Source organism: Glycomyces niveus (genome assembly GCF_017592475.1).
GTDB lineage: Bacteria > Actinomycetota > Actinomycetes > Mycobacteriales > Micromonosporaceae > Glycomyces > Glycomyces niveus.
This window is the reverse complement of sequence record NZ_JAGFNP010000019.1, coordinates 14,763-32,868: the sequence shown is the minus strand read 5'-3', so window position 1 is coordinate 32,868 and position 18,106 is coordinate 14,763. Positions and strand designations below refer to the sequence as shown.

The 18,106-nt window shown below is 71.0% G+C and carries 20 protein-coding genes; 6 read left to right on the top strand and 14 right to left on the bottom strand.

Annotation, left to right across the window (positions count from 1 at the left end; genetic code table 11):
• Positions 1-124: 124 nt before the first annotated feature.
• Positions 125-703: a histidine phosphatase family protein gene (locus J5V16_RS23805; protein ID WP_208499830.1), complete on the bottom strand. Its 579-nt coding sequence runs from the start codon at positions 701-703 to the stop codon at positions 125-127.
• Positions 704-799: 96 nt separating this feature from the next.
• On the opposite strand from J5V16_RS23805, the gene J5V16_RS23800 reads away from it, so the two are divergent.
• From J5V16_RS23800 to J5V16_RS23790, 3 genes are all read left to right on the top strand, one after another.
• Complete coding sequence (locus tag J5V16_RS23800) at positions 800-1,864, top strand: hypothetical protein (protein ID WP_208499828.1); 1,065 nt, start codon at positions 800-802, stop codon at positions 1,862-1,864.
• A gap of 84 nt (positions 1,865-1,948) precedes the next feature.
• The gene (locus J5V16_RS23795) at positions 1,949-2,926 is read left to right on the top strand and encodes a S66 peptidase family protein (protein ID WP_208499826.1); all 978 of its coding nucleotides are present in this window, start codon (positions 1,949-1,951) and stop codon (positions 2,924-2,926) included.
• 126 nt (positions 2,927-3,052) lie between these two features.
• Positions 3,053-3,553 (top strand): GNAT family N-acetyltransferase, encoded by a 501-nt coding sequence (locus J5V16_RS23790; RefSeq protein ID WP_208499824.1) that lies wholly within the window; start codon positions 3,053-3,055, stop codon positions 3,551-3,553.
• 46 nt (positions 3,554-3,599) lie between these two features.
• Here J5V16_RS23790 and J5V16_RS23785 read toward each other — a convergent pair whose 3' ends face one another.
• Together J5V16_RS23785 and J5V16_RS23780 are read right to left on the bottom strand one after the other, a co-directional pair.
• Complete coding sequence (locus J5V16_RS23785; RefSeq protein WP_208499822.1) at positions 3,600-4,166, bottom strand: dihydrofolate reductase family protein; 567 nt, start codon at positions 4,164-4,166, stop codon at positions 3,600-3,602.
• A 97-nt stretch (positions 4,167-4,263) separates the two neighbouring features.
• Positions 4,264-5,301, bottom strand: a complete 1,038-nt coding sequence (locus J5V16_RS23780) for an endonuclease/exonuclease/phosphatase family protein (RefSeq protein WP_208499821.1) — start codon at positions 5,299-5,301, stop codon at positions 4,264-4,266.
• Between the two features lie 90 nt (positions 5,302-5,391).
• On the opposite strand from J5V16_RS23780, the gene J5V16_RS23775 reads away from it, so the two are divergent.
• Positions 5,392-5,805 (top strand): DUF1963 domain-containing protein, encoded by a 414-nt coding sequence (locus tag J5V16_RS23775; RefSeq protein ID WP_208499820.1) that lies wholly within the window; start codon positions 5,392-5,394, stop codon positions 5,803-5,805.
• On the opposite strand, the gene J5V16_RS23770 is transcribed toward J5V16_RS23775, so the two are convergent.
• The 5 genes from J5V16_RS23770 to J5V16_RS23750 form a co-directional block, all read right to left on the bottom strand.
• A complete protein-coding gene (locus J5V16_RS23770; RefSeq protein WP_208499819.1) occupies positions 5,799-6,149 on the bottom strand; it encodes a hypothetical protein in 351 nt (116 codons plus the stop codon). The two genes, J5V16_RS23775 and J5V16_RS23770, sit on opposite strands and share 7 nt — an antisense overlap.
• 174 nt (positions 6,150-6,323) lie before the next feature.
• Positions 6,324-7,238, bottom strand: a complete 915-nt coding sequence (locus J5V16_RS23765; RefSeq protein ID WP_208499818.1) for a phosphotransferase family protein — start codon at positions 7,236-7,238, stop codon at positions 6,324-6,326.
• A 46-nt stretch (positions 7,239-7,284) separates the two neighbouring features.
• On the bottom strand, positions 7,285-7,824 hold the full coding sequence (locus tag J5V16_RS23760; protein WP_208499817.1) for a GrpB family protein: 540 nt from the start codon (positions 7,822-7,824) through the stop codon (positions 7,285-7,287).
• Between the two features lie 9 nt (positions 7,825-7,833).
• On the bottom strand, positions 7,834-9,114 hold the full coding sequence (locus J5V16_RS23755; protein ID WP_208499816.1) for a 2'-5' RNA ligase family protein: 1,281 nt from the start codon (positions 9,112-9,114) through the stop codon (positions 7,834-7,836).
• Between the two features lie 72 nt (positions 9,115-9,186).
• Positions 9,187-9,687, bottom strand: a complete 501-nt coding sequence (locus J5V16_RS23750) for a hypothetical protein (protein WP_208499815.1) — start codon at positions 9,685-9,687, stop codon at positions 9,187-9,189.
• A gap of 330 nt (positions 9,688-10,017) precedes the next feature.
• On the opposite strand from J5V16_RS23750, the gene J5V16_RS23745 reads away from it, so the two are divergent.
• A complete protein-coding gene (locus tag J5V16_RS23745; protein WP_208499814.1) occupies positions 10,018-10,839 on the top strand; it encodes a CPBP family intramembrane glutamic endopeptidase in 822 nt (273 codons plus the stop codon).
• 92 nt (positions 10,840-10,931) lie between these two features.
• On the opposite strand, the gene J5V16_RS23740 is transcribed toward J5V16_RS23745, so the two are convergent.
• The 5 genes from J5V16_RS23740 to J5V16_RS23720 form a co-directional block, all read right to left on the bottom strand.
• Positions 10,932-11,585, bottom strand: a complete 654-nt coding sequence (locus J5V16_RS23740) for a response regulator (protein WP_208499813.1) — start codon at positions 11,583-11,585, stop codon at positions 10,932-10,934.
• Positions 11,582-12,583 (bottom strand): sensor histidine kinase, encoded by a 1,002-nt coding sequence (locus J5V16_RS23735; RefSeq protein ID WP_208499811.1) that lies wholly within the window; start codon positions 12,581-12,583, stop codon positions 11,582-11,584. Before J5V16_RS23735 ends, J5V16_RS23740 begins: the two co-directional genes overlap by 4 nt.
• Positions 12,580-14,043 carry a serine hydrolase domain-containing protein gene (locus J5V16_RS23730; protein ID WP_208499809.1) on the bottom strand — a complete coding sequence of 488 codons (1,464 nt, stop codon included), beginning with the start codon at positions 14,041-14,043 and terminating at the stop codon, positions 12,580-12,582. The genes J5V16_RS23735 and J5V16_RS23730 overlap by 4 nt, the downstream gene beginning before the upstream one ends.
• A gap of 79 nt (positions 14,044-14,122) precedes the next feature.
• Positions 14,123-15,070 (bottom strand): phosphotransferase enzyme family protein, encoded by a 948-nt coding sequence (locus J5V16_RS23725; protein ID WP_208499807.1) that lies wholly within the window; start codon positions 15,068-15,070, stop codon positions 14,123-14,125.
• A gap of 165 nt (positions 15,071-15,235) precedes the next feature.
• Positions 15,236-15,811 (bottom strand): mycothiol transferase, encoded by a 576-nt coding sequence (locus J5V16_RS23720; protein WP_208499806.1) that lies wholly within the window; start codon positions 15,809-15,811, stop codon positions 15,236-15,238.
• A gap of 217 nt (positions 15,812-16,028) precedes the next feature.
• Here J5V16_RS23720 and J5V16_RS23715 point away from each other — a divergent pair, with 217 nt between their 5' ends.
• Positions 16,029-17,159: a Cmx/CmrA family chloramphenicol efflux MFS transporter gene (locus J5V16_RS23715; RefSeq protein ID WP_208499804.1), complete on the top strand. Its 1,131-nt coding sequence runs from the start codon at positions 16,029-16,031 to the stop codon at positions 17,157-17,159.
• On the opposite strand, the gene J5V16_RS23710 is transcribed toward J5V16_RS23715, so the two are convergent.
• On the bottom strand, positions 17,152-17,742 hold the full coding sequence (locus tag J5V16_RS23710; protein ID WP_208499802.1) for a TetR/AcrR family transcriptional regulator: 591 nt from the start codon (positions 17,740-17,742) through the stop codon (positions 17,152-17,154). The two genes, J5V16_RS23715 and J5V16_RS23710, sit on opposite strands and share 8 nt — an antisense overlap.
• Positions 17,743-18,106: the final 364 nt, after the last annotated feature.

Sequence of the window (18,106 nt, the reverse complement as noted above, 5' to 3'; positions counted from 1 at the left end):
CCCGGCGGCCCGGCGGCCCGGCGGCCCGGCGGCCCGGCGGCCCGGCGGCCCGGCGGCCCGGCGGCCCGGCGGCCTTGGCCGGGCCGGCCGCACAGCCGACCGGCGTAATCCGGGCCGCCCGGCCTCACCCGGGCCGGTGCCCGGTCTCCAGGCCGTCGAGGTGGCCCGTGGCGGCGATCGACACCGGGCGCAGGCCGTCGATCACCGTGATCGCGCCCGAAGGCACGCCGTCCGCGAGCAGCACCTCCGGCACCGCCGCGTCGCCGATGAGCGTCCGCAGCAGGTCCACCGTCACCCCGCCGTGGCACGCCACCGCGATCGGCCCGTCCCCGCCGCGCTCCTCCAGGAACTCCCGGAACCGCGCCCCCGCCGCCCGCGACGAGTCGCCCACCGCCGGAACGAAGTTCCGGTCCGCGCTCGCCCGCGCCCAGTCCGCCGCGAACTGCTCGAACGGCACGCTCTCGTCCCAGTTCATCCGCTCCGCCACCCGCGCATCGATCAGCACCGGCAGGCCCGCCGCCGCCGCGACCGCCGCTGCGGTCTGCCGCGCCCGCGCCAGCGGGCTCGCGTACACCGCCCGCAACCCCTTGTCCCGCAGCCACTCCGCGGCCAGCGCCGCCTGCTCCCGCCCGCGCGCCGTCAGGCCCGGATCGCCCGGCGCCCGCTCCTTCTCGCCGTGCTGCACCACGTACACGATTCCCATCGCCGCAGCGTAGCGCCGGGGGTGAGGCTGGCCCCACCTTTTATTCGGCGGCCAACGTCAATGTGCCGCAACGCGTATCGCCATAACGTCATAGCCATGAACAAGACCCCCGCCGCCGCCCGCCACCGCGTCGCCTCCCTCACCGAACAGGCCGCCGCGTCCGGTCTCGCCCTCACCCAGGGCGGCCGCCGCTGGCACCGCCCGCTCCTCGTCCTCGGCATCGCCTGCGGCGTCATCGCCCTCGCCTCCCTCGCCGCGATCCCGTTCGACGACCGCCTCATCAACGGCGAGAGCGTCTGGATCAAGGCCTTCAAGTTCGGCTTCTCGTTCGCCACCTACTGCCTCAGCCTCGCCTGGCTCCTCTCCCACATGACGAAGCTCCGCCGCACCGGCTGGGCCTTCGGCACCCTCTTCGCCGTCATCAGCGCGGCCGAGGTCGGCGTTATCGTCGCGGCCGCCGCGATGGGCACGTACAGCCACTTCAACACCTCCGAGGACCCGTTCAACCAGGTCGTGCAGCTCGCCTTCCAGTTCGTGCCGGTCATGTTCATGGCCAACCTGGTGATCGCCGTGATCGTGCTGTTCCAGCGCATCGGCGACAAGGCCGTCACGGCGGTCGTCCGCTGGGGCCTGCTGCTGTCGACCCTCGGCATGTTCGCCGCGTTCTTCATCGTCACCGTCGGCGGCCAGGGCGAGCGCACCGCGGTGGACGCCAACGGCGACGAGGTCGTCCTCAACGCCGGTCACGGCGTTGGCGACCTGGACGGCAACGGCATGTTCCTCACCGGCTGGTCCACCACGGGCGGCGACATGCGCGTCCCGCACTTCATCGGCCTGCACGGCATCCACGTCCTCATCGGCGCCGCGATGCTCCTGGGCTTCGTGGCGGCCCGCCGCGCCTGGATGCGGGACGAGCGCGTCCGCGCCGCGATCGTGCGCTGGCTCGCCGTCGGCTACCTGGGGGTCTTCGCCACGACGGCGGTGCAGGCGGTGCGCGGCCAGTCGTTCGTCGCTCCTGACGCGGCGACGCTCGCCGGTTTCGCGGCCTCGGTGCTCGTCGCGGCCGCCGGGATCGCGCTCACGGTCCGCAAGGCGCGCAAGGCGACCCCGGTCGGGGACGGTTCGCACGAGGTCATCGAGCCCGCCCTGCCGGTGCGATAACGCTTTCATTCAAGGATTGCACCGGGGCCGCCCCAGCCGTAGGCTGTGGGCGGCCCCGTTCCCCACGAAGGAGGCACTGTCTTCATGGAACCCCTGCGTCCCAAGCGATTGCAGCCCGGCGACACGGTCGCGATCGCGGCACCGTCCGGTCCCGCCCCGCTCGAGCGGCACCATGAGCTGCGCGCGGCGGTCGCCGTCATCGAAGACCTCGGTTTCCGCGCCCGCGTGACGCCCCTCGTCGAATCCGGCGATCGCCACTTCTGGCGCGCGGCCGCGCCCGAGGTCCAGGCGGCCGAGCTCAACGGCCTCCTCGTCGACCCCGAGGTCCGCGCGATCATCGCCTTCAACGGCGGCAACGGCACCACCGCCTACCTCGACCGCATCGACTACGAGGCCGTCCGCCGCGACCCCAAGCCGCTCCTCGGCTACAGCGACATCACCGCCCTCCACCTGGCGCTGCACTCCCAGACCGGACTCGTCGGCTTCCACGCCGACCTCGCGCACGGCTTCAGCGGCGTCCACTGGCCCCAGTCCCCCGAGCGCCACGCCGCGATCCGCGACCTCGTCTTCGGCCTGCTCACCGGTAAGATCGACGACGTGAGCCTCCCGGCCGAGAACGCCTGGGAGACCTGGAAGCCCGGCAAGGCCGCGGGCCGGCTCGTCGGGGGCCTGCTCGACCGGATCATCAACGTGCAGGCCTCGCCGTACGCGTTCGCGCCCGAGACCTGGGACGGCGCGGTGTTCTTCTGGGAGGACGTGGGCCGCAACCTCGGCCACGTCTGGAACCAGCTCCACGTGCTGCGCATGCAGGGCGTCTTCGACCGCGTCAGCGCCATGGTCGTGGGCATCCCGCTCGACGTCGCGATCCCCGATGAAGCCCCGGGCGGCCCGGTCTCGGTGCGGGAGGTCGTCCTCGACGTGCTCGGCGACTACCGCTTCCCCATCCTCGCGGGTGTCGACTTCGGACATACCGGCCCCAACCTGCCGATGCCCATCGGCACGCGCGCCGAGGTGGACGCCACCGCCCGGACCCTGCGGCTGCTGGAATCACCCGTCGACTAGACACTTCTTGCACAGACGGGTTGCTCCGGCAATTCACCGCGCGTCAATGGTTGCTTTCTTGTGGACCTTCAGGCACGGTTGGTAGACATGAGGATCCGAACGGCAACCCCCGCAGACGCCGATGAGATGGTTCAAATCCGCACCGCGGCATGGCGCGCGGCCTACGCCGGCCTGATCGACGCCGACGTGCTCGCCGGGCTCCCCGAAGTGGCCTCCGAACGCTACGTGCGCCGTCTCGCCGACCGTCCCGACCTCGAACTCACCCTCGTGGCCGAGAAGGGCCCGTACGTCATCGGCTTCGCGGTCTTCACCTGGGACTACACGGAGGCGACCGAGGAGGAGGCCGGGCCCGGCACCCCCGGCGAGGTGCGGATGCTCTACGTCCACCCCGACCACTGGAGCCGCGGCGCGGGCCGCGCCCTCATGCGCGAAGGCGAGCGGTGGCTCGCCGAGCAGGGGCTCTGGCCGGTGCGCGTGTGGGAACTCGAGGGCAACGAGATCAGCCGCCGCTTCTACACGCGGTACGGGTTCGTCCCCGACGGCGAGCGCAAGACCGAGCTGATCAGCGGGGCCGAGCTGCCGTGCGCGCGGCTGGCGCTCCCGAAGGACCACCGCGTCGAGGACTGAGCGGTGTCATGGGCCGGAATCGCTTCCGGCCCATGAAGACCGCCGACTACTTGACGACGTCGAAGACCTGCTTCTGGATGCCGTTCTTGTAGACCTCGTGCTCGACCAGGTTCAGCAGGGTCGCGTCCTTGTCGGCGGTGCTGAACAGGCGCTTGCCAGCGCCGAGGAGCTTCGGGAAGACCAGCAGGTGGTAGCGGTCGACGAGCCCGGCGTCCGCGAGGCTGTGCCCGAGAGTCGCGCTGCCGTGCACCGAGATCGGGCCGCCTTCGGTCTCCTTGAGCGCGGCGACGTCGTCGAGCGAGCGGAGGATCGTGGCCGGCCAGCGCTCGTCGTCCTGCTCGAGGGTGGTGGAGACGACGTAGCGGGGCATCGAGTTGTAGCCGGCGAACTCGTCGACCATCGTCGGCCACACGGGCGCGAACGCCTCGTAGGAGCGGCGGCCCAGCAGCAGCGCCCCGGCCTCGTTCTGCTCGCGCTCCTTGAGCTCGTAGGCCTCGGGCACGAACTCGATGTCCTTGAAGGTCCAGCCGGTGTTGCGGTACCCGGCCTCGCCGCCGGGGGCCTCCATGACGCCGTCGAGGGACACGAACGCGGTGATGATGAGCTGACGCATGTGACTGGCCTTCCGGTAGTGAATCTTGTTGCTCTCACTCACTATGACGAGGCGCCCCGCCGGGAATCATCGCTTGCCGGGAAAACTTTCTCGTGAATCAGGCGGCGGGGAGGCGCAGGCGGGCCACGATCGGGGCGTGGTCGCTGTTGTGCTTGTCGAGCACTTCCCAGTCAAGCACTTCGATGCCTTCCTCGGCGATCACGTGGTCGAGGGTGACGGCGGGGATCTTGATCAGGCCGTTCAGGTACCCCTCGGTCGGCTGCCAGGTGGCGTCGAGCCCCTCCCCCATGGCCTCGGCGGCGTCCGTGTACCCCGAGTCGAGCAGTTCTCGCATGTTCTGGTGGTCGATCGTGGCGTTGAAGTCCCCGGCGAGCACCCACGGCAGGCCGCCGTCAGGGCGCGGCAGCTGCTTGTAGTCCTCTTCCCACAACGGGATCCGCTCGGCGGAGGCGGGCGCGGCGGGGTGGGCGGCCATGAATCGGATGTCGGTGCCTTCGGGCATGTCGACCTCGGCGGCGATCTGGTAGAAGATCGCGTCGCGCCCTACGGTCTCGATCCGCTCGAGCGGGTACCGCGAGTACAGGCCGGTCCCCACCGCGAGGTCGTCCGGTTCGAGGATCGAGTACGGCATCATCTCGTCCAGGCCCCGCTCGGCGAACGCGTCGGGTGCGCCGGGGGTCAGTTCCTGGACGCTCAGCAGGTCGGGCCGGTGCTCCTCGATCATCGCCATGATCGCGTCGAAGTCCGCGTTCCCCACATACAGGTTCACGGACATCACGGTGAGTTCCGCCCCGCCCGCCTGCGGCTGCTCGTCGGCGACGACCCGCGGCACGAGCACGACAGCGAGCCCGACCGCGCCGGCCGCGGTGATCCCCGCGGCGAGCCAGTGCCGGATCGCGGCCTGCATCCCCGTCCCGACGAGCGCGGCGACCACGAAGTACGGCACGAACGCCACCGTCGTCACCAGGAAGAACCCGGTCTCCAGCCCCAGCAGCCGCACCAGCGCGTACACGACCACTCCGGCCGTTCCGATCCACGACAGCACGCGCAGCCACCGCCACCGGTACCAGGGACGCCGCTTCGCAGCGCCGCCTTCACGGTCGACGGTCTCCAACATGACGGTGGCATCGCTCATGCGCCGGGAGCCTACAGTCCCTCGTCCATAGCCAAACGCGGCTAAGGTGAGCCCGGCATGTGGATGGGCTTGTCGGGGGAAGGGAACGCAGTGTCGGAGACGCTTGGCGAGTGGCGGTCGCTGTGGCGGGATTCGATCGGGCTGCGGCGCGTTGACGGCGGTTCGCCGGTGGCCGCTTCGGTCGCCGGCAAGGCGATCCGCAAGGCCCTCATGGATTTCGATCACCCGGCGACCCCGGGCCAAGGCGACCACCGCATCGGTGGTTACTACGCGGTCAGCGCCCAGGGCGAGTTCCCGTGCGCGCCGACCTCGCAGGTCCCGGATCTGCCCGGCACGCCTGACGCGGTGGCGTTCGGCCTGCCGATCCTCTTGGCCCGCATGGACTACGACCCGGACGCCGGGATGCCCTGGGGCGACTGCGGCACCTCCGAGTGGACCATCGGCCGCGAGGACCTCGCGGCCCACCGCTTCGACCGGGTCGAGTTCTCCTGGAGCTGCTACTGAGCGCCTTCGGCCCGACCGAGGACCAGCGCCACGACCGGCCCGTAGACCGGATGCGGCTCCCAGTCCTCGCCGCGCGATCGGGCGGCCTCCAGGTCGGTGATCATGCGGTACAGCAAGGCGCGCAGCAGCATTTGCGGCCACGCAGCGAGATGAGACCAGCGTTCCACCAGCGTCGCGTCGGCACCGTGCCAGCACAGCGCGTCGACCACGGCCACCGCTGCCGCCCAGGATGTCGGACGCCAGTACGGCGCCCAATCGATGATCGCCGGAGGCAGGACCGGCTCGTAGCGGACGTTGCCGAGCAGGTCGCCGTGAACCAGCTGCTCCCTGACCGAAACCGGCACCCTGGCCGCCGTCAGCCGTCGCAGGGCGGGCGCCTCCGCGACGGCGTCCAGGTCCCAGGAGACGCGGTCGCCGCGGCTCCACCAGTTGTCCCGGACGCCGTCTCGCCTTGGCCGCCGTCGAGCAGCCGCGGCTCCCCGGCGGCGGCGAACGCGTCGAGGACGCCTTGCGGCGGCTTACGCGGCATCGGGCAGGAAGTCCGCGATCGTTGCGGGGGCTTTCGGCATGGCCCGCAGCATGTCGATCATCAGATCGAGTGCGGGCGTGCGGGTCTGGCCGAGATAGAACGACGCCGACCGCAGGCCGGTGACCAGCATGTAGCAGCGGATGCGGTCGAGGCCTTCAGGAGCCGCGCCCGCGGCCGCGGCGCGCGCCTGCGGGACCATGTTCGCCATGGCCCGGCTCCAGAACAGCTGGTAGGCCACGTCCCACAGCGGGTCGCCGACCATCGCGGTCTCCCAGTCGAGGACGCCGATCCCGCCGTCCTCGCCGACGATCAGGTTGTCGCCGGTGAAGTCGCCGTGCAGCAGCCGGTCGAAGTCCGGAAGCGTCCGGACCTCGGCGAGCACCGATGCCGAAAGCGCTTCGAGGAATTCCCGATCGGCCTCATCGTCGATCTCGGACCAGGACTCCGGCACACCCCACGCGACGGCGCTCGCCCATGTCGGTGCGCGCCCGCTGCCGGTGGCCGGATCGATCCCGCCGAAGCCTCCGGCGGCCACGGGAACGTCGTGGATGCGGCGCAGGGTCTCGGCGACGGCGGGCGCGGCGGCCTTGACCGCAGGCATGTCCAGGTCGCAGAGCCGCGACCCGACCAGGCGGGTGCTCACGCAGAACCAGGCCTCGTCGACCGCGCCGATTGCGAGCACCTCAGGAACCTTGATGTCGTGGTCAAGCCGGCATGCCCAAGCGTCCAGGTCGAAGCCCTCCCGCCGGAGGTTCACGCGCACAACGATGTCGCGACCGTCGGAGACGGCCCGATAAGCCTGCGAGTTCTCCCCTTCGGTGACGGCCTCCCACGCGGTGACCGGGCCGATCTCGTCGGCGATCCGCTCACGGACCACGGTGGCGTCGATCATGGGTTTCCACATCGCCGCAGGTTAAGCCGTCCCCTCTTCCCCGGCAACTGGATTGCCGCTAGCCCTTCTCCCAGACCGGCACCGGCGCCAACCCGACCTCGGCGCGGGCCTTGTCGGTCAGCTCCTGCACCAGTGCCGTCTTCGCCCGCGCGTACTCGCCCGGCCCGATGCCCGCGGCGACGATCCCGCGCTTGAGCCGGGCGTACCGGTCCGCGTCCCCCGGGTTGGCGCGCAGGAAGTCCCTCAGCAGTCGCTGGTTCCGCGTCGGCCAGCTCGCCTCGGTGACGACGTGCAGGATATGGGTGCGGACCCCGTCGTCCGCGCGCACGAACAGCGCACGGTCTCGCATCCCGTTGTCGTGCGGGAAGAACCCGAGCCCGGCCAGCGCCTCCTCATGCGGCGTCACCACATCGAGTTCCGGCACGGCGGCCATCAGGTCGATGATCGGCTTGGCCGCCAACCCGGATACCGCCGTCGAGCCGATGTGCTCGATCGCGGCGAACAGGCCGGGCGCGGCGGCATCGAGAGCGTCGATCATCACGGTCGCCTGACGCGGCCAGTCGGGGTCGTATTCGACGATGCGAAGACCGATCGACATGCGCTTCCTCTACTCGTCGGGTCCGTCGGCGGGCAGCCAACGGCGGATCGGATCGTACTGCGCGAGCCGGGGATCGCGCGCGGCGACCGATCGCGCGAAGGCGCCGCGCAGTTCCTTGAGATGGCCGATCAGCTGCGCGCGACCGGCCGTCGCACCTGGGCGGGACTTGAGACCGTCCGGCAGCGGCCGGGACCGGTCGAGCCGTTCCGCATCCAGCCAGGGCACCATGAACAGCCGGACTTCATCGGCGCTGCACTCGAAGACGGGGTACTCGGCGCCTTGGCCCGGGTAGAGCGCGATGATCCCGGTCCGCCCGGCCGCGAGCGCCTCCAGCGCCGCGTCCAGGTTCTCGAAGAGCTCGACGATGTCGGCGTAGTCGAGGGTGCGTTCCCGGTCGCCGAATCCGCGGAGGTGCGCCATCACGTATCGGGTCTCGAGCAGCTGGGTGGCGCAGACGAGGACGGTGAAGTCCGTCGGCCCGTCGATCGCTATGGAAGCCTGCAGGTCGGCGTACAGCTCGTCGATCGCCGGCTGCGGCTTCCGCTCGTGCGACGTCCACTCGATGCGGAGCATCGGTTCTCCTTGCGGGGCTAACCAGGTGACGCGTTCGATCACTTCGATGTTGGCGGCGCGGAGGTCGGGGCGCCAGACGACGAGTGCGATCTCGCGGGTGGTGATCGAACCGAAGCTGACGGCGGTGCGGGCGTCGACGTAGGCGGCGACCTCGGGTTCGGGGACCGCTTCGCGCGGGACGAGGAGGGTGACGTGGGCGTTGTCCCGGTACCGGTCGCCATCGCCTCCGGCGGGGCCGAGGTTGCCGAAGGGGACGCGGGCGTCGCGCATGCGGCGGCGCAGCTCGAGGAGGTCGGCGTTCGGGTAGCCGCGCACGTAGAGCCCGCCCCGGGACCCGCCGAGGCCTTCGAAACGGGCCGCGATCGGACCGAGGCCTTCGGTCGCTTCCTTGAGCTGACCGAGATAGTGGTCGATCTGCCGCTGTGGCACGGTGTCCTGGAAGCCCTCGAGGCTCCGCACGGTCATATGCAGGTCGCGCGGCACGTAGTTGAGGTGGTTGCCGCGGCAGCGAGCCGCGATCGCCTCGGATTCAGCCGCGATCCGGTCGGCGAAGCCGCCCTCGGCGCGGACCACCAGACTGAGGCCGAAACGCGGGACGCCGTCACGCGGCACAGGATCGGGGTGGAACGTGCCTTCTGTGAAGGCGAACAGTCCCGCAGCCCATTCCCGCTCGTAGTGCGCCCGCAGGCCGGGGTGGTCGGGTCGGGGGAAGGACAACGTGACCTCCAAGGCGGTTGCGGCCGTAGCGCCCTGACCTTAACCCGATCGACGCCACGGGTGCCCGCACGCTCAGCCCGCGACGATGCGGATGATCGCCGTCCCGTCCTCGCCCAGATGCAGCACGTCGACCGCGACCTGACCCGCCGTGACCTGGGGCTCCGGAGGCACCTCGTCGACCACGCCGTGGCAGACGGTGCCGGTTCCGCTCTCGGTCAAGAATGCCGTGCACCCGGGCGTGATCGAGGCGCTGCCGGTGCTTCCCGCGCCGTTGTCCCTGCTGAGCTCGATCTGGTCCGCGGCGATGTCCGCGACGGTCATGGTGAAAGCCTCGTACTCGAAGACGTCTCCGGCGGTGACCTCGACTTCGCACCGGATGTTGCAGGTCGAGAAGTCGGTGCCGTCCGCCGCCGAGGGCGTCGGTTCCTCGGTCGGCTCGGCGCTGGCGGTGGTGCCGGTCGTGCCGGTGCTGCCCGAGTCGTCGGTGGATTCGGAGCAGCCGGCCAGGGCGAACAAGGCGAGCAGCCCGGCTGCCGCGGTGGAGCGCCAGGCTGGCGCGAGCGTGGAGGACATGCGCTGAACATAAGCGGGACTGGCCGGGACCGGTCCCTCTGCGCTTGGCCTGTAGGGCATGCCCCTTCCCACCCGCATCCGCCTCCTACCAACCGACGAAAATGCCATGACGATCCCACATGGGTCCGACATCTCGCGTTTCGGCTGGTCGCAGCAGTTGTCGGACCCCGGTGGGACCCTTGTCATCGGGGGATTCCAGCGGCGACTCACCCGAGTCCGGGACCGCCGGATTGCGGCGTGCTGCGCCGCCGCATCGGTCCTGTCGTGCGTCAGGTGCGGGGTCAGCGCGATGACAGGTCGGCGACAGTCGCCGGGGCGAAGCTCTTGGACATGAACAACGCGCAGAGCCTCACGGCCGCTCCCCAGTCCGCCGTCCGCAACCGCAGCCGCTTCGTCGAGAAGCTGCTCGCCGACAAGCACTCGATCCCGTTCTCGATCGCCCTCCACCTCGTGCCCGGCGCGCTCATCGTCGCCGTCTACGCCTTCATCGCCGCGCCGCTGGTGCGGGCCATCGAGTACCCGCCGTTCCTCGCCTGGGCCATCGCCCTGTGCGCGGTCCTCTTCCCGCTCCAATTCGGGCTGCTGTGGCTCGGTAAGCAGCAGACCGGCAAGTACACGCTCCGCGGCTTCCTGTCCTACATGGACAGGCCCGTGTCACGCGGCAAGGTCACCGGCATGATCGTCTTCTGCCTCCTGTGGATGACGGTCGTCTCTCTCGCCCTGCTCCCGCTCGACAACTTCCTCTACGACGCCGTCTTCTCCTGGATCCAGTACGAGGGCACCGGCGACAGCGCCACCTCCTACCTCAACGGTTACTCCCGCGAGATGCTGCTGACCACCCTCCTGATCTGCGGCCCGTTCACCGGGTTCATCCTGCCGCTCATCGAGGAGTACTACTTCCGCGGCTTCCTGCTCCCCCGCCTGCCGCAGCTCGGCAACTGGGCGCCCGTCTTCAACATGTCCCTGTTCTCGATCTACCACTTCTGGGCGCCCTGGACCGTGCTGTCGAAGCTGGTGTTCCTCTTCCCCGGCATCTGGCTCGCCTACAAGAAGCAGGACATCCGCATCTCGATCGGCATGCACCCCGGCTCGGCCCTGCTCTTGACCGTCGTCGGCGTCACCGCCGTCGCCCTCGGCCACACCTCCCTGTAGGACCCGACAACGAAACCGACCACCACTCTGGGGGACGAGGCACCGGCCTCGTCCCCCAAAACCGTGCCCGCAGCGCCGGAACGCCACCGGCGCTAGTCGTCGATGAGCCCCGCTTCGTACGCGGTGATCGCCGCCTGGACCCGGTTCTTGACTTCGAGGCGGGTGAGGATGGTGCTCACGTGGTTCTTCACGGTGCCTTCGGAGACGTGGAGCCGCTTGGCGATCTCGTGGTTCGATTCGCCTCTCCCGATGAGCGCCAGCACCTCGCGCTCCCTCGGCGTGAGGGCGTCGATGCGCTTCCGGGCCGGCGCGACCCGGTCGAGCCTGCCGTTGTTGAGCTTGGTGATGACCCGCTGGGCGATCCGCGGAGAGAGGTAGGCCGCGCCGTCGGCGACGGCCTTCACGCCGATGATCAACTCGCGCGGGTCCGCGGCCTTCAGCATGAACCCGCTCGCGCCCTGCGAGAGCGCTTGGGCCACATAGGCGTCTTCATCGAAAGTGGTCAGCATGACCACCGCGACTTCGGGCATCACCCGGTGCAGCTCCGCCGCCGCCGCGAGGCCGTCGAGCTTGGGCATCCGGATGTCGAGCATCGCGATGTCGGGTCGGTGCGCGCGGGCGAGCTCCACGGCCTCGGCACCGTCCCCGGCCTCGGCGACCACTTCGATGCCGGGATCGGTGGCGAGGATGGCCGCGACGCCGGCCCGGATCATGGCCTCGTCGTCGGCGAGCAGTACGCGGATCATCGGCTCCCCTGCCATGTCACGTCGATCTTGGCGTTCTCGAGCGGCACTTCGGCCCGCACCTCGAAACCGTCCCCGACCGGCCCGGCCTTGAACGTGCCGCCCAGAAGCCGGACCCGCTCTTCGAGGCCGACCAGGCCGCTGCCCTTGCCCGAGGCGATCTCGACGTGCCTGCCGCTGTTGCGCACCGACACGCGCGCCATCGCGTCGACGACCTTCACCGTGACCTCGACCTTCGCGCCCGGCGCGTGCCTCGCCGCGTTCGTCAGGGACTCCTGGACGACCCGGTGCACGGTCCGCCCCGCGAGCGGCGGCAGCGGGACCGCGTCTGTCGCGAAGTCGACCCGCATGCCCGCGTCGACGGCCCGCTCGACCAGGGCTTCGACCGACTCGTCGAGCGGCGCCGCCGGGGCCTGCTCTTCGCGCAGGATCCCGATGGTCTCCCGGAGCCGGTCGGTGGCGTCGACCGCGTTGCGGCGCAAGGCGGCCGCCGCTTCTCGGTTCTCCCCGGTCATGGCGGGGGAGAGTTCGAGCGCCCCGGCCCGGAGCGCGATGAGTGCCAGTTCGTGCCCGAGCGAATCGTGCATGTCGGTCGCGATCCTGGCCCGCTCTTGCGCCCGCGCCCGGCCCGCGACGAGTTCGCGTTCCCGCTCGAGCCGCGTGACACGCTCCGCGGCGGCCGCGATCAGGTCGGCCTGCTGCCGCCGGAACCGCCCGATCAGCCACGGCAGCACCACGAACGACCCGAAGGTGAGCAGTGTGATGAACGGATCCCGGTCGCTGGTGGCGCCGAGCAGTACCCCGAGGACGGCGACGCCGCCGAGGATCCACCAGCCGTACCGGACCGTCAGCCGCCACCCGTGCAGATAAGCGGCGGCGGCCACCAGGACGAGGAGCGCCTGCCGCGACATCGGCACCGCGAACGTCGCCACGCCGTCGACCAGCCCGGCCAGTGCGATGACCGCCAGCAGCGCCTGATCCCTGATGCGGCCCAGTCTCATGCGGCCGAGCCTACCGATCGGAGCCGGAGCAGGCGCGCGATCGCCGTCGCCGTTCCGGCCAGTGCCGCGGTCAGCAGCATGAGCGTGAGCGGGATCGCGAAGTAGAACACCGACAGCCAGGTGACCGTGCGCCCGTTCGAGATGAGCGAGACCAGGGTCGGGTAGGACAGGAACAGCACCGCGGGAAGCAGCACCGGGATGAAGCGCAGCGCGATGCGCCACTCGGGTCGGCCCCGGCGCTTCGCCGCCCACCGGCGGGAGCGGGCGACGCCGAGGACGCCCAGTGCGACCGCGACGACCGTGAGCGCGGCGAGCGCGAGTTGGATCATGCCGTCGCCGCTCGGCTTCCCGGGCTCGTCGCCGTTCGCCATGGCCGCCAGGGATTCCATCGCCGTGTAGGTCACGTCGGTCATGCCGGCGCCGTTGGTGAGGACCGCGATGCCGTAGCCGGACTCGGGGTCGATCCACTCGACCGCGTTGAAGGTCATGAGGTTCCCGGAGTGCACGAGCGTGCCGGCCGGTTCGACGCCCCAGCCCATGCCGTAGTCCTGGACCGCGGAGGGCGTGTGCATCTCGGCGAGTCCCGCTTCGGAGACCAGTTGCGGGCCTTCGCCGTTCTGGGTGATGAGCCACTTCCCCATGTCGGCCGCGCTCGTGATGACGCCGCCGGAGCCCGAGTTGTCGAGCATGCCGTCGGGCTCGACGCCGCGCGCCGTCCACAGACCGAAGAGGTTGTTGTAGCCCAGTCCCGGGTCGACGAGTTCGTCGCGGGTCGCGCTGTGCCCCATGCCGAGCGGGCCGAAGACGCGCTCGGCCATGAACGTCTCGAACGGCTGCCCGCTCGCGACTTCGACGAGGCGGGCGGCGACGTTGAAGTTCGGGTTGCAGTACTCCCAGTCGGTGCCGGGATCGGTGGCGAGGGCGTCGTCCGCGAGGCGGGCGACGTAGTCCTCCAGGGAGGAGGAGTCTTCGAGTTCGACCACGTCGATCGTGGTGTCGGAGAACCCGGAGGTCTGGTTCAGGAGCTGGCGGACGGTGATCTCGGCGGCCCGCGGGTCGGCCATCGTGAACTCGGGGAGCTGATCGGCGACGGGTTCGTCCAGGGCGATCGCGCCTTCCTCGGCGAGGATCATGACGGCCATGGCGGTGAACGACTTCGAGACCGAGGCGACGCGGAACGGCGTGTCCGCGGTGACCGCGTCACCGTTCGAGTCGTGCCCGTACCCGGCGGCGTGGACGACCTCGTCCCCGCGGGTCACGACGACGGAGAGGCCGGGCACGCCGGAGGTCTCGTGGAGGTCGCTCATGTAAGCGTCGATCGACTCAGGCGTCAGTTCGGTCGCGGGCGCGGCGGCCGCAGCCGGGGCGGTGAGGACGAGGGCGGCGAGGGCTGTCGCGGTGGCGGCGAGGCCTTTGGCGAGTCGTGGTCGGGCGGGGTGGTGCGGTTCATTCGCGTGCATGTCTTGAAGGCTATGGATTTCGGGAGGCCCCGCCCTCGGTCGAATTTCCAGAACCACCCCTGACGAAAGTCAGGGTCCGTCAGTCGCGCGCGTCCCGGTTGGCGAGGTATCCGACCCAGCTGTGGCAGTCCGCGACATCGTCGACGCCGACATGCGGTGCGGCCCAGATTATGAAGCCGGCCGCGTCGACCAGCCACGCGAGGTCGAACGCGAGCGGGAGGAGCTCCAGCTCGGCCAAGGCGAGCGGCCGGACCTTCTGGTAGCCCGAGAGTGCGGCCTCGGCGACGGCCGCGGGGAGGCGCCGATCCGGCTGTTCCGAGGCCGCGTACTGGAGGAGCCGCGCGAGGTCGAGCACGAGCGGGCCGTGGTTGAGCTCGTCGAAGTCGAGCACCGCGGCGATCTTGCCGTCCCGCACGAGCAGGTTCCCGCGGTGGAGGTCGTGGTGGAGCGGCCCGGCGGGCTGCTCTGCGAGGAGCGCGAGCGCGTCGGCGTGCCGGACGAGGAACTCGCGGTTCTCGTCCCGCCACCGGTCGGCCCCTGCGAGCGCGACGTCGCTGTCCGCCGCGGTCCGCAGGAGGCCGCCGCGGTCGATGACGGGGACGCGGTCGTCGGACCAGTCGGCGCTCGCGATGTGCATGCGGGCCAGCAGGGCCCCGCACCCCTCGGCGAGTGCCGAGGTCATGGCGGACGGCACGTCGCCGGAGACGAAGGGGAACACTGCGATCGGCTTCCCGCCGACCAGCGCGAACAGTTCGCCGTTGTCGGCGGTGAACGGGGCGGGCGTGGGGAAGCCGTTGCGGGCGAGGTGCGCGACGAGCGCGAGTTCGGCGGCGACCTTGGCGCGCTCGGAGCGCACGTACTCGCGCACGACCACGTCGCCGCCGCTCGTGGCGACCTGGGCGTTGATGTTGTCCTCGCCGCCGAGCAGCGGCGCCGCCGGGCCGGTGGCCTCGAGGCCGAAGCGCGCCAAGAACACGGGGAGGTCGAGCCGGAGTTCGCCGTTCGGCCAGATCGGGTTGCCGGTCATTCGGCCAGCATTCCGGGAGCGCGGCCCGGAGGCAAGCGGATAAGCGGGGGGCGGCCGAAGCGGCATCGGCCGTCGCGGTGCGGCCCGACCGATCGCCGCCCGGCTGGAGGCAGCGGGGCCGAGTGCCGTCGCGAGAGGTGGGGGCGAGAAGTCCCGAGCTGGTTTTCAGGCACCGGATCCGCTCACCGGCCGCCAGCCCGCGGGCGGGTCCTCGCCCACTCTGCCGTCCACGGCTTCGCGCAGCAGGTCGGCGTGTCCGGTGTGGCGGCCGTACTCCTCCACCAGGTCGAACACGACCCGGCGCACGCTCAGGTGCCCCCGGCCCGGCCACTCCAGGTGCGCGGGCTGGTCGAGCCCGCCCTCTTCGAGGATCGCCGCGAGCCGCTCGCGGGAGCGCGCGACCGCGCCGTCCCACAGGTCGTACAGGAACTCCGGCGAGTCCTCGGCCGCCGACGCGAACTCCCATTGATCGGTGTCGTCGAGCAGGCTCTCGTCCCAGTCCGGTCCCAGTGCGCGCCCGCGCAGCTTCCAGTTGAACGTCTCGTCCTCAACGCGCGCAAGGTGCTTCAGCAGCCCGCCCAGTGTCAGCGACGATGCCCCGATGCGCGCGTTCAACCCCGCCGAGTCGAGGTCGTCCGCCTTCCAGCGGAACGTCACCCGCAGCCGGTCCAGCGCGCCCACCAGGTGCGCCTCCTCGGTCCCCGCCAGCGGCGGCTCCCACCAGAAGTCGTTCTCAGCCATGCCGCCACCGTAGACCGCCCCACCGACACCCCGTGGCAAATGCGTTTGCGCCGCCCGGCCCTCCCGCTTAAGGTCCGGGGCATGGTGAATCCGGAATCGGACACGGCAGGGGCTGCCGGTCACCCGCCAGCCCCCTGAGCCACCAGGCATGACCCGGGGCCGCTGGCCGCGGTGACGAGACGTCTCCACTGCACGCTCGACACCACGGAGTCACCCGATGCCGCTTCCCGTCTACCTGCTCGCCCTGGCCGTGTTCGCCATGGGCACTTCCGAATTCATGCTCGCCGGCCTCCTGCCGGACCTCGCCGCCGACCTCGGCGTCACAGTCGCCACCGCCGGCCTGCTCACCTCCGGTTTCGCGATCGGCATGGTCGTGGGCGCCCCGCTGTTCGCGGCCCTCGCGCGCCGCTGGCCGCCGCGCACGAGCCTTGTCGCGTTCCTCGTCCTCTTCCTCGCCGCGCACGTGGTCGGCGCGGTCACCGAGAGCTTCGCGGTCCTGCTCGCGACCCGCGTCCTCGCCGCGTTCGCCAACGCCGGGTTCCTCGCGGTCGCCCTCACCGCCACGGCCGCCCTGGTCGCGCCCGATCGGAAGGGTCGCGCCCTCGCGGTCCTCTTGGGCGGCACCACGATCGCCACAGTCGCCGGCGTCCCGGGCGGGGCGCTCCTCGGCGCGCTCCTCGACTGGCGGGCCACGTTCTGGGCCGTCGCCCTCCTGTGCCTGCCCGCCGCCCTCGGCGTCCTCCGGGGCCTGCCCGACACCCGCGAGGCGCACGGGACGCGGCTGCGGACCGAGCTCGCCGTCCTCCGCCGATCCCGGCTCGTCCTGGTGATGGCCTTGGGCGCGTTGGTGAACGCCGCGACCTTCGGGGCGTTCACGTACATCGCACCGTTCGTCACCCAGGCTGCCGGCCTCGGCGACCTGTGGGTTCCCGTCGTCCTCGTCCTCTTCGGCGCGGGCTCCTTCACCGGCGTGACGATCGCCGGTCGCTTCTCCGACCGCCGGCCGGGCCTGGTGGTCGCGGTCGCGGGGCCGCCGCTCATGCTCGGCTGGTGCGCCCTCGCCCTGTGGGCCGCCCATCCGGCCCTGCTGTTCGCGCTCGCGTTCACGCAGGGCGCGTTGGCGTTCGCGGTCGGCAGCACCCTCATCGCGCGCGTCCTCCACGAAGCGGCCGACGCGCCTTCCATGGCCGGCTCCTACGCGACGGCCGCACTGAACGTGGGCGCCGCGGCAGGCCCGGTCCTCGCGGGACTCGCACTGGCGGACCCCGCGGGGCCGCTCTGGACGGCCGCGGTCCTCGTCGCGGCCGCCCTGGTGCTCGCGGCGGTGAACCGCCGCGCGTTCAGCTAGCCCGCAAGGTCTCGGCGACCGCGCCTGCCGTGGTCCGCACCAGCTCGTCCAGCTTGGCGCGGTCGCCGATGAGGATCAGGAGCCAGTAGAAGATCGGGCCCAGCAGCAGGGCGTGCACGATCGCGGCGTCGGGCGCCGCCGCCAGCTCGCCGCGCTCGACCGCGCGCGCCAGCACCGTGTCGATCACGAACCGCTCCCGTTCGATGAACGTCCCGGTGAACCGCGCCCCGAGCTTCGCGTCGCCGTGGATGTCGGCGAGGAGCCCGTGCAGCACATCGGGAGGCGCGCTCGACAACTGCGACGCGATGACCTCGCCGATCGCCTCCAGATCGCCGCGCAGCGAACCCGAATCCGGCGGCGGCTGCTCCTCCATGTCGTGCACGGTGGCCGCGAAGATCATCTCCTGCTTGGTCGCGAACCTCCGGTAGATCGCGGCCTTCCCGATCCCCGCCCGCGCCGCCACCGCGTCGACCGTGAGCTTGGCGTACCCCCGTTCGGCCAGGATCGCCCGCGTCGCGGCGGCGATGGCGTGATCGATCTGGCTGTCGCGGGGGCGCCCTGCGGGTTGCTTCGCTTCCGGCATGGCCCTAGGATACGGAACCAAGAGTATTGAAACTATCAGTTCCGTAATTAGGGGTCGTCATGATCAAATGGTCCGGTCGGATCTTCGTCTTCCTCGGCATCGGGCACACCGTGCTCAGCCTCGCCCTGGTCGCCCCCGGGCACGCCGCGACCTGGTTCGGCGGCGGGCTCTGGACGCCCGACGAGGGCATCATCGACATGAGCCCCGCCATGTCCGGCTACTGGCTCAGCATCGGCGGCTTCGGCGTCCCGCTCCTCGCGTTCGGGTTCACCGTCCTGTGGATGCAGCGCCGCGGCCTCGTCCCGCCCGCCTTCCTCGGCTGGACCGTGCTCGTCTGGGCGGCCGCCAACACGGTGATCCTGGT